12 protein-coding genes are annotated in these 12924 nt (G+C 67.5%); 8 read left to right on the top strand and 4 right to left on the bottom strand.

The genetic code is table 11. The features are described 5' to 3' along the window. Nucleotides 1-106: 106 nt before the first annotated feature. From ACPTTC_RS22255 to ACPTTC_RS22230, 6 genes are all read left to right on the top strand, one after another. Nucleotides 107-1621: a polyamine aminopropyltransferase gene (locus ACPTTC_RS22255; protein ID WP_423393932.1), complete on the top strand. Its 1515-nt coding sequence runs from the start codon at nucleotides 107-109 to the stop codon at nucleotides 1619-1621. Continuing rightward, nucleotides 1621-3240, top strand: a complete 1620-nt coding sequence (locus ACPTTC_RS22250; protein WP_423393931.1) for an NAD(P)-binding protein — start codon at nucleotides 1621-1623, stop codon at nucleotides 3238-3240. Before ACPTTC_RS22255 ends, ACPTTC_RS22250 begins: the two co-directional genes overlap by 1 nt. 124 nt (nucleotides 3241-3364) lie before the next feature. Further along, the gene (locus ACPTTC_RS22245) at nucleotides 3365-4117 is read left to right on the top strand and encodes an N-acetylmuramoyl-L-alanine amidase family protein (protein ID WP_423393930.1); all 753 of its coding nucleotides are present in this window, start codon (nucleotides 3365-3367) and stop codon (nucleotides 4115-4117) included. Between the two features lie 54 nt (nucleotides 4118-4171). Next, nucleotides 4172-4561 carry a lysozyme inhibitor LprI family protein gene (locus ACPTTC_RS22240; protein WP_423393929.1) on the top strand — a complete coding sequence of 130 codons (390 nt, stop codon included), beginning with the start codon at nucleotides 4172-4174 and terminating at the stop codon, nucleotides 4559-4561. A gap of 93 nt (nucleotides 4562-4654) precedes the next feature. Next, nucleotides 4655-5233: a hypothetical protein gene (locus tag ACPTTC_RS22235; protein WP_423393928.1), complete on the top strand. Its 579-nt coding sequence runs from the start codon at nucleotides 4655-4657 to the stop codon at nucleotides 5231-5233. A 65-nt stretch (nucleotides 5234-5298) separates the two neighbouring features. Further along, nucleotides 5299-5823, top strand: a complete 525-nt coding sequence (locus tag ACPTTC_RS22230; RefSeq protein ID WP_423393927.1) for a GNAT family N-acetyltransferase — start codon at nucleotides 5299-5301, stop codon at nucleotides 5821-5823. On the opposite strand, the gene ACPTTC_RS22225 is transcribed toward ACPTTC_RS22230, so the two are convergent. Beyond that, on the bottom strand, nucleotides 5818-6738 hold the full coding sequence (locus ACPTTC_RS22225; protein WP_423395698.1) for a LysR family transcriptional regulator: 921 nt from the start codon (nucleotides 6736-6738) through the stop codon (nucleotides 5818-5820). The two genes, ACPTTC_RS22230 and ACPTTC_RS22225, sit on opposite strands and share 6 nt — an antisense overlap. Before the next feature lie 153 nt (nucleotides 6739-6891). Between ACPTTC_RS22225 and ACPTTC_RS22220 the strand changes: the two genes are divergently transcribed. Then, on the top strand, nucleotides 6892-8082 hold the full coding sequence (locus ACPTTC_RS22220; protein WP_423393926.1) for an FAD-dependent oxidoreductase: 1191 nt from the start codon (nucleotides 6892-6894) through the stop codon (nucleotides 8080-8082). A gap of 26 nt (nucleotides 8083-8108) precedes the next feature. On the opposite strand, the gene ACPTTC_RS22215 is transcribed toward ACPTTC_RS22220, so the two are convergent. From ACPTTC_RS22215 to ACPTTC_RS22205, 3 genes are all read right to left on the bottom strand, one after another. Continuing rightward, nucleotides 8109-9455: a glutamine synthetase family protein gene (locus ACPTTC_RS22215; RefSeq protein WP_423393925.1), complete on the bottom strand. Its 1347-nt coding sequence runs from the start codon at nucleotides 9453-9455 to the stop codon at nucleotides 8109-8111. Nucleotides 9456-9607: 152 nt separating this feature from the next. Further along, nucleotides 9608-10165, bottom strand: coding sequence for a helix-turn-helix domain-containing protein (locus ACPTTC_RS22210; protein ID WP_034180557.1), 558 nt, complete (start codon nucleotides 10163-10165; stop codon nucleotides 9608-9610). 17 nt (nucleotides 10166-10182) lie between these two features. After that, nucleotides 10183-11472, bottom strand: coding sequence for an NAD(P)/FAD-dependent oxidoreductase (locus ACPTTC_RS22205; protein WP_423393924.1), 1290 nt, complete (start codon nucleotides 11470-11472; stop codon nucleotides 10183-10185). Nucleotides 11473-12175: 703 nt separating this feature from the next. Here ACPTTC_RS22205 and ACPTTC_RS22200 point away from each other — a divergent pair. Continuing rightward, the gene (locus ACPTTC_RS22200) at nucleotides 12176-12913 is read left to right on the top strand and encodes a sulfite exporter TauE/SafE family protein (protein ID WP_423393923.1); all 738 of its coding nucleotides are present in this window, start codon (nucleotides 12176-12178) and stop codon (nucleotides 12911-12913) included. Nucleotides 12914-12924 lie beyond the last annotated feature (11 nt).

The following is a 12924-nucleotide window of genomic DNA, read 5'->3' as shown; positions in this document are numbered from 1 at the left end:
CGCCCCGTCGCCAGCCGGCTTGAGCGGGGCGAGCGGACGGACGGCCGCCCCGCAAAAGTCCGCGCCAGTATATCCACATTGCCGACCGCTGCACAACGGACGCACCATGCTGCATAAGCGCGCGCTCGTCCTGTCGATTCTCGTGCTCGCGTCGTGCGGGCTCGGCTACGAACTGATCAGCAGCGCGCTGTCCAGCTACCTGCTCGGCGATTCGATCCTGCAGTTCTCGTCGGTGATCGGCTGCTACCTGTTCGCGATGGGGATCGGCTCGTGGCTCGCGAAGTTCATCGAGGACGACGACGTGCTCGACCGCTTCGTCGACATCGAGCTGCTCGTCGGCCTGCTCGGCGGCGTGTCGGCCGCGCTGCTGTTTGCCGTGTTCGCGTGGCTCGCCGCGCCGTTCCGCGCGGCGCTCTATGCCCTGGTGCTGGCGCTCGGCCTGCTGATCGGGATGGAGATCCCGCTCGTGATGCGCGCGTTTCAGCAGCGGCGCCAGGCGTTCCGCCATACCGTCAGCGAAGTGCTGACCTTCGACTATCTCGGCTCGCTCGCCGTGTCGCTGATCTTCCCGCTGGTACTCGCGCCGCGTCTCGGCCTGTTGCGCACCAGCTTTCTGTTCGGGCTCCTGAACGCGTTCGTCGCGCTGTGGACGACGCACCTGTTCCGCGACGAGATCCGCAACGTGCGCGGCAAGCTGATGCGCGCGTCGCTCGTGATCGGCCTGCTCGTCGCCGGCTTCGCGCTGTCGGACCGCATCACGCACTGGGCCGAGCACGGCGTGTACGGCGACGAGACGATCTATTCGGAAACCACGCCGTACCAGCGCATCGTGCTCACGCAGTGGCACGACGACATGCGGCTGTACCTGAACGGCAACCTGCAGTTCTCGTCGCGCGACGAGCATCGCTATCACGAGGCGCTGATCCACCCGACGATCGAGGCGCTGCCGTGGGCTAAGCGCGTGCTCGTACTCGGCGGCGGCGACGGCCTCGCGGTGCGTGAACTGCTGAAGCACCGCAACCTCGAACAGATCACGCTCGTCGATCTCGATCCCGCGATGACGAAGCTGTTCTCGACGTCCGCACCGCTCGTCAAGCTGAACCAGGGCTCGCTGAAGGACCCGCGCGTACACGTGATCAACGACGATGCGGTGCGCTGGCTCGAATCGAATGCCGACGTGTACGACGCGATCGTCGTCGACTTCCCCGACCCGACCAACTTCGGGCTCGGCCGGCTGTATTCGGTGCCCGTGTTCCGGTTGCTCGCCCGCCACCTGTCGGAGAACGGCTACGCGGTGATCCAGTCGACGTCGCCGTATTTCGCGCCGCACGCGTACTGGACCATCATCGCGACGCTGCATGAAGCCGGGCTCAACACGTGGCCGTACCACTGCTACGTGCCGTCGTTCGGCGACTGGGGCTTCGTGATCGCTGGCAAGCGCCGCGACTTCACGGTGCCGACGCACTACTCGGTGCCAACGCGCTGGCTCGACGCGCAGACGGCCGTCGAGATGTTCCACTTCCCGGCCGACATGCCGGCGCTGCCGATGTCGCCGAACGAACTCAACGACCAGCCGCTCGTGCGCCGTTTCGACGACGACTGGAAACACGTGCTGCGCTGATGGACCGCCGCACGTTCCTCGTCGCGTCGGCGGCCGCGTCGCTCGCCGCCTGCGGGCGCACCGGCTGGATCGAGACGACGCCGCATGTCGACTACCCGGGCATGCGCGAAGGCCATGCGCTGCGCGACCATGCGACGCTGCCGCCGCCGTCCGGCTCGATCGAGACCGACATCGCGATCCTCGGCGCGGGCGCTGCCGGGCTGTCATGCGCGTGGCAGCTCGCGCGTGCGGGACACAAGCGCTTCACGGTGCTCGCGGGCCCCGAATTCGGCGGCAACGCGGCCGGCGGCCGCTTCGGCGATCTCGGCTATCCGAAAGGCGCGCACTACCTGCCGCTGCCATCACTCGAATCCGCGCATCTGCGCGACATGCTCGCCGATCTCGGCGTGATCGAATCGGCGCCGTTCTCCGCGCGCCCCGTGTACGACGAGCGCGTGCTCGTCCACGCGCCCGACGAACGGCTCTTCATCGCCGGGCAGTGGCAGGACGGCCTCGTGCCGACGGCCGGCCTCGGCGCCGACGAACTCGCGCAACAGGCACGCTTCTTCGCGTATACGGACGGGCTGCGCAGCGCGCGCGGCGCCGATGGCCGCAAGGTGTTCTGCATCCCGATCGCGGAATCGTCGCGCGACGCGCACTGGCGCGCGCTGGACCGGCGCTCGTTCCGCCAGTGGCTGCTCGACGAGGGCTACACCGCGAAGGCGCTGCACTGGTACCTGAATTATTGCTGCCGCGACGACTACGGCGCGGGATACGAGCACGTGTCTGCGTGGGCAGGCCTGCATTATTTCTCGTCGCGCGGCGGTCACGCCGGCGATGCGAGCGACGGCGCGGTGCTGACCTGGCCCGACGGGCTGCACACGATGGTGACGAAGCTGAGCGATTCGATCACCGCGCGCACCGGCTCGAACGCATGGTCGCGCGACGGCTTCGCCGTGCACGCGACCGAACGCGCAAGCGGCGTCGACGTGCTATGCGCGCGAATCGGCAACGACGGCGCGCTGTCGACGTTCGTGCTGAAGGCGCGGCGCGTCGTCAGCGCGATGCCGCTGTTCGTCGCGGCGCGCGTATTTCCGCAGCTTGCCGCGTACGGCTTCGATCCCGCGCGCGACCTGCCGCCGCGCGCGCCGTGGCTCGTGTCCAACTTCCTGCTCGACGGCATGCCGGCCGAAGCAGCCGGCGTGCCGCTCGCGTGGGACAACGTCGTCTACGACGGCCCAGGGCTCGGCTATGTCGTGTCGACGCACCAGCTGATTCGCATGTCGCCGCCGACGCGCTCGGTGTTCTCCGCGTACCAGGCGTTGAGCACGCAAACACCGGACGACACGCGCCGCTGGCTCGCGCAGGCCCAACCCGACGCGTTACGCGAACAGGCGGCGATCGACTTGCAGGCCGTCTACGGGCGCGATCTGTGGAAACACGCGACGGCGCTCGAGATCACCGTGCGTGGTCACGCGATGGCGACGCCCGATGTCGGCTTCCTGAGCCGGCCGGGGCTGCTCGCGCTGCGCGATGCCGACGGCCCGGTCGTGTTCGCGCATGCCGATCTGTCGGGGCTGTCGCTGTTCGAGGAAGCGTCGTACTGGGGCATGCTCGCCGCCCGGCGCGCGCTGGCCTGACGGTCGTCGTCCGTCATTGCGGCGCCACCGCCACCCGCTATAATCGCCCGACATTCCGACTGCCTTGAGCAGGCCGACGGTGCCGCACCGCCTGACGCGCCGTATGCCCTCCTCGACAACAACAATGACGAACCGAACCATCCGACGCCTTCACCCGTTCGTGCGCGCCGCCGCGCGCGTGCTCGCCTGCGCCCCGCTGCTCGGCGCGCCGCTGGCGCTCCATGCGGCCGGCACCGACACCGCACCCGCCTCCGGGCGCTACATCGTCGTCGACACCGGCCATACGCCGGCTCACCCGGGTTCCACCGGCGCGAGTGGCCGCGTCGAATACCTGTACAACCTCGACCTGTCCGCGGCGGTCGCCGAGAAACTCGTCGCGCATGGCGACCGCGTGCTGCGCACGTCGGCCGACGGCCGCGAGATCGCGCTCGACCAGCGATCGACGCAGGCGCCCGACGCGAACCTGTTCGTGTCGATCCATCACGACTCGATGCAGCAGCAGTTCATCGACGCAGGCCGCCAGCGCGAATTCCGCGGCTTCTCGGTGTTCGTGTCGGAACGCAATCCGCACTATGCGGAAAGCCTGCGTTGCGCGAAGGCGATCGCCGAGCGGCTGGTCGCGTCCGGCGAGCGGCCGTCGCTGTATCACGCGCAGCCGATCCGCGGCGAGAATCGCCCGCTGATCGACCCGCAACTCGGCATCCATCGCTTCGACGATCTCGTCGTGTTGCGCACCGCGCCGATTCCGGCCGTGCTCGTCGAAGCCGGCGTGATCGTCAATCCGGACGAGGAAGCGCGGCTTGCGCGACGCGAGACGATCCAGACGCTGTCCACTGCGATCGCGGGCGGCGTCGACGCGTGCACCGCGCCGAAATGAATGACGGCGTCCCCCGTCGGACTCAACGGTTTTCACCCAGTCAGGAGCATCACCATGAAAATGAAGAATCTGCTCGCATCCTGCGCGCTGCTCGCGCTTGCCGTTCCGTTCGCCGCGCACGCAGCCGGCTGCGCGAAGCCGCACAGCGCGTTCGACCAGGTGTACTGCAGCAGCACCCAGTTCTCGCAGACCGACCGTGACCTCAACGACGAGTACAGTCGCCTGCGCAAGCAACTAAGCATCGACCAGCAAGCGACGCTGAAGGCCGGCCAGCTCGCATGGCTGAAGCAACGCGACGCACAGTGCAGCGAGACGCGCAACAACGGCTATCTCGTGGATCTCCAGTGCGCGACCGACATGACGCAGTTGCGGCTGTCGTTCCTGCGCGAGCGTGAACGCGAGTGCACGAGCACCGGTTGCGCGACGTCGAAGCTCGGCGAGTAAGGGCTTCGCGCGAGCCGCGCCGCGACGCGTTTCGCGGCGCGGCGCTTCATGCCGTTGCGAACCCTCCGCCTCGGCACCGCGAAAGGAGCGGCGATGCGACAAGCATTCCCTGAAGTCCTCAACGATCTGGTCGACTACTTTCTCGTCGGCGATCTCCTGCTGCTGAAGCGCTTCAAGGAACGGCAGGGGCTGCCGGACGATGTCGCGACGGCGTTCACGACGAGCGACTGCGGCGATCGCGCCGTGCTCGAAGGCGTCGTCATTCCGCTGGCCGGCATCGAGAATCATCCGTATACGATCATCTTCACGCTGGATGACGCGACACCCGAACTGCTGAAGACGGGAAGCCGCCTGCAGCATCGGCGCGGCGGGTACGTGCTGCGCGTCGAACATCGTTCGGTCATGCTCTATACGTGGCGGATTCTCGAACGCTTCAACGACGCAACGGTCGATGCGCTGCTCGCGCGTTACCGCGAACCGGGCAGGCCCGTGATTGAAACCGACAACGGCTGGTATGGCGTCGAGATCCTCGGGGGCGAAGTGCCGCGCAACGGCTGGTTCGAGCCTGCGTTCGAATTCGTGCTGAAGAAAACCGACGTGCCGGGCGACGCATCGCAGGTGGATATCCACTACCGTTTTGCGATCGACGGCAGCCTGGATCCGGCGAATTGAAACCCGCGCGCGACGGCGCGGCACACGGCAACCGATCAGACGGAGCACACAGGACATCGAACACGATGAACATCGACATCCGCCCTGCCACGCCCGCCGATGCCCCGGCCATCGCCGCCATCCACGTCGCATCGTGGCAGGCCACCTACCCGGGCATCATGCCGGCCCCGTTCCTCGCCGGCCTGTCGGTCGAAAAGCGCACCGCTTCGTGGCGCCATGCGCTCGACGCCGGCCGGCCGCGCGTTGCGCTCGCGTTCGCGGAAAGCGGCCCGACCGGCTGGATCGCCTACGGTCCGACGCGCGACACCGACAAGGATCGCGCCTGGGGCGAAATCGAAGCGATCTACCTGCATCCGGCGCATTGCGGGCAACGCGTCGGCGCGGCGCTGGTCGACCATGCATGCGATGCACTGCATGACATGGGCCATGCGTGGGTGTCGCTCTGGGTGCTGGTCAAGAACCATCGTGCACGGGCGTTTTATGAACGCGAGGGTTTCGTTGCCGAAGACGACATCAAGACGTTCGAGATCGACGGTGCGCCGATCGAAGAAGTGCGTTACTGGCGCGCGTTGCCGAAACGAACGTCATGACGGCATCGCTTCCTCCACCGCAAGGCGCGCCTGCATCAACTGCAGCAACGCGCGGATCTTCGCGTTGACCGAATTGCGGCTCGAATAGGCGGCCAGCAGTTCGAGCGGCGCCGGCGTCATCTCCAGCGGCACGCGCACGAGCCGCCCGGCGGCCAGCTCGGCCGCGCATCTTCGTTCAACGAGAATCGCGAAGCCGATCCCGTTCACCGCCGCCAGCCCCGCCATCTCGCCGCTATTGACGCGATACCGGCTGGCGACCGGTATCTTGTGAATCCGCCCGTCGCCGTCGGCGAACTGCCACGGCTGCCCTTTCAGCGTGCTCAACGTCGTGATGCACGGCAATTGCCTGAGCTGCTCCGTCCGGGTCGGCATGCCCGTGCGTTCGATCAGCGACGGCGCCGCCACGACGACGCTCGGCAGGCTCACGAGCGGCCTGACGACGAACGCACTGTCGTCCAGCTTGCCTCGATTGACGATGATCGACAGGTCGATATCGTCGCGCAGTGTCGAGACCCCTGCGAAGCTCGTATCGCAGTCGATTTCGACACGCGGATGGCGGCGGGCGAATTCCGCGACGATCGGCCCGAGCATGCGCGGCCCGATTTCGCCGGGCACGCAGAGCTTCAGCACGCCGCGCAGTTCCGTCTGCTGCGAGGTCAGTTCGAACTCGGCGAGCGTCAGCGCATCGAGCATCGGTTTCGCGCGCTCGTGCAGCAGGCGCCCGGCCTCCGTCATGCGCAGGTGCCGCGTGCTGCGTTCCAGCAAGCGCACACCGAGCCTCGACTCCAGTTGCGCCACATGGCGGCTCACGTTGGAACCGGGTATCGACAGCACACGCGCAGCGCCGGCAAAGCTGCCTTCGTCGACGACCGACACGAACACGCGCACCGCGTTCAGATCCAGCTTGCTGCGCATCATTATCCCGTTTCAGGTATCAAAGATCGCCGCTTTTCACGGCTTATCCCGTCCGCGACCGTAATTTACGATGCGGATCCAGTCAAGGCGTGGCCGCCGACGCACGAACCCGCGACGACGCAAGCACACGCACGAACCTACGGGAGCATCAACATGGATATCGCCATTCTCGGCGCCGGCGTGGCCGGCATGAGCACCGCGCTTGCCCTTGCCGGGCAGGGACACCGGATACGGCTCTACGAACGCAGGCCGTCCGGGACGACGATGGGCGCCGGTGTCGTGTTATGGCCGAATGCCGGCTTCGTGCTCGAGCAACTCGGCCTCCTGCCGGACATCGCCGCGGTCAGCGGCCATCTGCACGCGATGCGGTGCATGGACCGGCACGGCACCCCCTTCAAACGTTTCGATATCGGCGAACTCGACCGCCACATGGGTTTCCCGACGCGCTCGATCCTGCGGCGCGACCTGCATGCCGTGCTGGCCCGGCATGTCGCCGCGCACGACATCGAAGTCTGCTTCGACTACTGCGCGACGGCCATCGACACGGGCACCGACGGCCGCACCGTCGTTCGCTTCGACAACGGCGCGACGATCGCCCCCGATCTCGTGATCGGCGCGGACGGCCGCATGAACTCCGTCGCGCGACGCCATGTGGTCGGCGACGCCACCCCCGTCTACCAGGGTTTCGTCAACTGGATCGGCGTGGCGCAGAGCGACGTGCCGCTGGTCGACGAAGTGTCGATATTCGACTACTGGGGCCAGCGCGAGCGATTCGGCATCGTCGCGGTGGACCGGCATCGCATGTACTGGGCGGCGGCCCGGGCCGAGGCCGATATCGACGACGACAACGACAGCAACAGCGACGCTGCGGCGCCGGATGATCCAGGCCCACTGCTGGAACGGCTCTTTGACGGCTGGCCGGCGCCCATCGCAGACGTGATGCGTGCGACGCCGCCGCACACGATCGCGAAGATCCGCGTGCACGATCTCGATCCGGTCGATGTATGGCATCGCGGAAATGTGCTGTTGATCGGCGATGCCGCGCACGCGCCACTCCCCACCTCCGGACAGGGTGCATGCCAGGCGCTCGAGGACGCATGGCATTTCGCGCGTTGCCTCGACGAGCATGGAAAAGGCAGCGACCTCAATGCCGCGCTCGTGTCGTTCACGGTGCGACGCAGCCGGAAAACCGCAGCGATCACGCTGCGCGCTCGCGAGTTCGCTCACCGGCTGTTCGGCAACGACACGCATGAAGCTGCCCGACAAGCCGATCCGGTCGCCGAGATCGAAGCGCTCGCGAACGCGTGGGGAGCGGGACTGCCGATGATGCAGGCACGGGACTGACAAGCCCCGCAAGCGATGGCATCCGATCACAAGAACCACCGATACTCCCGCGCGCCAATCTCGTTGCGAAAATCCAGTTCCTCCTGCCGCTTGTTCTCGCAATACACCATCACGAACTCGCTGCCGAGCCCTTCGCACACGGCCGCATGATCCCGCATCGACGCGACGGCCGACAGCATCTCCTTCGGAAAGTCGATCCCGCTGCCGCGATCCTCGTTGAGCGGCGCGATCGGCTCGAGCTTCGCCTCGAGCCCGTGCTCCATCCCGGCGAGAATCGCCGCGAGCACGAGGTACGGGTTCGCATCCGCGCTGGCGAGCCGGTGTTCGATCCGCAGGTTGCGCGCATCCGACTCGGGAATCCGGATGCATGCGTCGCGATCCTCGAAGCCCCAGCTCGCGCGGCTCGCCGCGTTCACCATCGACCCGTAACGCCGGAACGCGTTGTGATTCGGCGCGAACACGGGCATGCAATGCGGCAGCAGTGCGAGGCATCCGGCCACCGCATGCCGCAGCGGCCGCTGCGCGTCCGCCGCGAGCAGGTTGCGCCCCGCATCGTCGTAGAGGCTCACGTGCACGTGCATCCCGCTGCCCGGCGCATGCAGGTACGGCTTGCCCATGAAGCTCGCGCGATAACCGTGCTGCAAGGCGACGCCGCGCGTGCTGCGGCAGAACATCGCCGACCAGTCGGCCGCGCGCAGCCCGTCGTCGCAATGGCCGAAGTTGATCTCGAACTGGCCCGGCCCGAGTTCGGCAGTGATCACGGTCGCGTCGATTCCCTGCATGCACGCGACGTCGACCATCTCGTGCAACACGTCGGAGAAGCGCGACAGGCGCTCGATATGCATGTTCGGCTGATCGTCGCGATCATCGGACAGGCGGTCGCGCGGATACGTCGGCATCCCCTCTTCGAGCTGCGCGTCGAACAGGTAGAACTCGAGCTCGAACGCGACGACCGGCCGGATGCCGCGCCGCGCGAACCGCCTCAGCACGCGCGCGAGCACCTCGCGCGGCTCGAACTCGACCGGCGCGTCGGTGCCGTCCGTCGTGATCAGCATCTGGCCGAGCGGCTGCTTCTCCCAGGTCACCGGCTTCAGTGTGCCGGGGACCAGCCGGCGCACGGCGTCCGGGTCGCCGTCGTTGAAACAGTAGTCGCCGATCTTGTAGAGGCCGCCCTGCGTGCCGAGCAGGATGCAGTTCTGCGGCAGCTTCAGCAGCGCGCCGGCCGCCACCTTTTCGAGCGCATCGACCGGGTAGCGCTTGCCGTAGAAATGTCCGGGCAGGTCGAGGCAGATCAGGTCGACATAACGGATCTCCGGGTGCGCCTGCCGGAATGCGCGGACTTCAGCGACCAGCGCGGGAACGACGTCAGCCATGTCTCGTCCTTTCCATGTCTTGTATGGCGGTGCCGCAGCGCGGCGAACCGGATTCACGCGGCGCATTCGGCAACGAACGCCGCATTTAAATCAGTACTGCAAACAGGCTGCGTGGCGCGGCGGCCTGCAGCACCGCCCGCCCCGCCGACAACTCAGGTGAATACCCAGATCACGCGCGTCGGCGCATCGGTCAGGTTGGCATAGCGAAAGCGCTTGTGCGCGGGAAGCTGGAATGCGTCGTTCGGGCCGAGCGTGACGGGCGTATCGTCGCCGTCGATCCAGATCGTCAGTTCTCCTTCGAGCACGAAACCGCCCTGCTCGTCGCTGTCGTCGACGGGCCGCTCGCCGCTGCTCGCGCCCGGCGCGAGATGGCTTTCGAGGACCGAGAAGCGCGAGCGCATGTTCGGCGACACGAGGATGTCGGTAATGCCGGCCGCGTAATACACGGTGCGCCGCTCGTCGGGCCGCGTCACCCACGGCACGCTGCGCGGCTTGCTCAGGCTGTAGAAATAGGTGGTCGGCACGCCGAGCGCCTCGCCGATCGCGGTGAGATCCGCAACCGTCGGGCGCGACAGCCCGCGCTCGACCTGTGACAGAAAGCCGACCGAGCGGCCGATCCGTTCCGCGAGATCGTTGAGCGTGACCTTGCGATGCTTGCGCAGGTCGCGGATCAGGATCGCCAGGCTTTCTATCTCTTCCTGTTCATTCATGGTGGGTTCCGATGCAGTCAGACGGTATCGCGCAGACGGTACCAGGCCTTGCCGATCGCTTCCAGCGGCGCGGCGAGCCGGCCGCCGCCGGGGAAGCGCGGGTTGCGGATGCGCTGGTACTGTGCGAGCAGGCGTTCGTCGCCGAGCACCGCGTCGGCCACCGCGCGCGCACCGGCGAGCGTCGGCAGCACGCCGTGCCCCGAGAACCCCTGCAGCCAGAAACGCTGCCCGTGGCGGCCGATGTCCGGCGTGCGGCGCATGCTGATGTCGATATGGCCGCCCCACGCGTAATCGAGCGGCACGCCGACCAGTTGCGGAAACACGCGTTCGAGGTGCGGGCGCGTCGCCGCCGCGATATCGGCCGGAATGCCGCCGAGATACGTGCAGCCGCCGCCGAACAGCAGCCGGTTGTCGGGGCTCAGGCGGAAATAGTCGGGCACGAACTGGTTGTCGATCACGCAACTGTTCCGCGGCAGCAGCGAACGGGCGACATCGGGCGCGAGCGGCGCGGTCGCGACCTGGTACGTGCCGACCGGCAGCAACCGGCGCGCGAGATCGCGATCGAGCCGGTCGACATACGCGTTGCAGGCCAGCACCAGTACGTCAGCGCGCACTTCGCCGCGCGCCGTGCGGGCAACGTGACCGCCGGCCGTCTCGCGGCACTCGAGCACGCGACTCTGCTCGAAGATGCGGCCACCCGCGCGCTCGATCGTCTGCGCGAGGCCGAGCGCGAGCTTCAGCGGATTCAGGTGGCCGGCCTCGGGATCGTAGAGCGCCGCAAGATAACGCGTGCCGCCGATCCATTCGGGCATTTCAGCCTGGCCGATCACGCGCAGCCGGTCGTAGCCCCAGCGCTCGGCCGCTTCGTCGCGGGCCTGCGCGAGCATCGCGACACGCCGTGGCCGCACCGCTGCCCACAGGCTGCCGGGCCGGTAGTCGATATCGAAACCGTGCCTGGCCGGCAGTTCGCGCACCTCGGCCGCGGCCCAGCGCATGCTGTCCCACAGTAGGCGCGCGCCGTCGCGGCCGAGCGAATCCTCGAGCGGCTGCATGTCGCACGACCAGCCGAGCAGCGCCTGCCCGCCATTGCGGCCCGATGCGGCCCACGCGACGCGGCTCGCTTCGAGCACGACGACGCGCTTGCCGGCCAGCGCCAGGCGCAACGCCGTATGCAGCCCGCTGAAACCCGCGCCGACGACGAGCACGTCGGTGTCGATGCGTTCGTCCAGTTCCGGACGATGCGGGATCGGCGCCGGGTAGGTGCCGGCGTAGTAGCTTGCGACGTGACGGTCGGACTGCACGAACATGCGGACTTCCGTGAAAATTACGCCGTGAAATTTCATGAAAAATTAGCACGGCAATTTCACGGAGGCAAGCGGGTAAACCGCACCCCTGACGTTGAATGTTCGACGAACTAAAGTTACGCTCCTGTTAGCCGATTTCGGCGCTGCCTTCCAACATGCATGACCGTACGGTGCGCGACACACGCACCCCGACTGCGACATTCATTTGCTCCGCCGATACGGCGGAGCAACGGCAACGAAGCGCGGTCGCGTGGCTGCGATCGACACCCGGTCGCCTGTTCGCCCGCCGGCGCACATGTGTGTCCCCCAGGAAAAGGCGCTCCGATTCCGACGCGCCGGCACCGCGTGGCCGGAATCGACCCCGTCAACAGGAGCCGCGTCCCCGAGCCCCCGGGCGCCGGCTGCCCCCAACCCTGCCGGTACTTTCCCGCTGCTCATCAACCAGTCTATTTCGCGCGCATCGTTCGACAACCCGACATTGGCCGCGCGACGTCGTAAGGCCGCCCGTCCACCCGCCCGAGCCGTCATCGACCTTGGTCATGGGCGGTCCGGCACCGTCGCCCGCGCCGGCCAGGAAGGCCCGCAACGACACCGCAATCGCAAAGGTTCACGCCGCCTCCGGTCCTGCATTACCATCGTGCGTTCGCCCGAACCTGCCCGCTTCCGGCAGGCGAGGCCGTCACCTTCCGCTTCCGCTCTCGCTCCGATGCTCGCTCTCGTCATCCTCGCCGGCCTGTGGGCCGGACTGCAGAACACCCTCGCGGGCGGCGGCTCGTTCGTCACGCTGCCCGCGCTGATCGTGTCGGGCATGTCGCCGCTCTCGGCAAACATCACGTCGACGGTCGCGCTGTTTCCCGCGCAGGTCACGACCGGCTGGGCGAGCCGCAACATGGTGCGCGGCGTCGGCAAGCTGTCGTTTCGCGCGATGTTCTTCATCAGCGTGGTCGGCGGTGCGCTCGGCGGGTTGCTGTTGCTGAAGACCCCGTCGTCGATCTTCTCGCGCCTCATACCGTGGCTCGTGCTGTTCGCGACGATCGTGTTCGCGTGGGGCAGCTTCTTCCGCAAGCCGAGCGAAGGCACGGCCCACCTCGGCACCGTCCCCGCCGCGCTCTCGCAGTTCATGATCGCGATCTACGGCGGCTACTTCGGCGGCGGGCTCGGCTTCCTGATGATGGCCGTGCTGACGATGGCCGGGCTCTCGCCACGTCACGCGATGTCGACGAAAAACGCGCTCGCGGGCGTGATGAACGCATCGGCCGTCGTGCTGTTCCTCACGTCGCCGCACCTGCACTGGGGCAAGGCGCTCGCGCTCGGCGGCGGCGCGATCGTCGGCGGGCTGCTCGGCACATGGGCGCTGCATCGCGTGAACGAACGCGTGCTGCGGATCGGGATCGTCTGCATCGGCGCGGCGCTGACCGTCGGGTTGTTCGTCAAACCGATCTGACGCGAACGCGC

This window comes from Burkholderia mycopellens (genome assembly GCF_964265025.1).
Classification (GTDB): Bacteria; Pseudomonadota; Gammaproteobacteria; order Burkholderiales; family Burkholderiaceae; genus Burkholderia.
The sequence above is the reverse complement of the archived record's forward strand: the minus strand, read 5'-3'. Positions and strand labels throughout refer to the sequence as shown.

Coding starts and splice junctions, on each gene's coding strand:
- ACPTTC_RS22255 (WP_423393932.1), top strand. CDS start 107: ATGCTGCATAAGCGCGCGCTCGTCCTGTCGATTCTCGTGCTCGCGTCG.
- ACPTTC_RS22250 (WP_423393931.1), top strand. CDS start 1,621: ATGGACCGCCGCACGTTCCTCGTCGCGTCGGCGGCCGCGTCGCTCGCC.
- ACPTTC_RS22245 (WP_423393930.1), top strand. CDS start 3,365: ATGACGAACCGAACCATCCGACGCCTTCACCCGTTCGTGCGCGCCGCC.
- ACPTTC_RS22240 (WP_423393929.1), top strand. CDS start 4,172: ATGAAAATGAAGAATCTGCTCGCATCCTGCGCGCTGCTCGCGCTTGCC.
- ACPTTC_RS22235 (WP_423393928.1), top strand. CDS start 4,655: ATGCGACAAGCATTCCCTGAAGTCCTCAACGATCTGGTCGACTACTTT.
- ACPTTC_RS22230 (WP_423393927.1), top strand. CDS start 5,299: ATGAACATCGACATCCGCCCTGCCACGCCCGCCGATGCCCCGGCCATC.
- ACPTTC_RS22225 (WP_423395698.1), bottom strand. CDS start 6,738: ATGCGCAGCAAGCTGGATCTGAACGCGGTGCGCGTGTTCGTGTCGGTC.
- ACPTTC_RS22220 (WP_423393926.1), top strand. CDS start 6,892: ATGGATATCGCCATTCTCGGCGCCGGCGTGGCCGGCATGAGCACCGCG.
- ACPTTC_RS22215 (WP_423393925.1), bottom strand. CDS start 9,455: ATGGCTGACGTCGTTCCCGCGCTGGTCGCTGAAGTCCGCGCATTCCGG.
- ACPTTC_RS22210 (WP_034180557.1), bottom strand. CDS start 10,165: ATGAATGAACAGGAAGAGATAGAAAGCCTGGCGATCCTGATCCGCGAC.
- ACPTTC_RS22205 (WP_423393924.1), bottom strand. CDS start 11,472: ATGTTCGTGCAGTCCGACCGTCACGTCGCAAGCTACTACGCCGGCACC.
- ACPTTC_RS22200 (WP_423393923.1), top strand. CDS start 12,176: ATGCTCGCTCTCGTCATCCTCGCCGGCCTGTGGGCCGGACTGCAGAAC.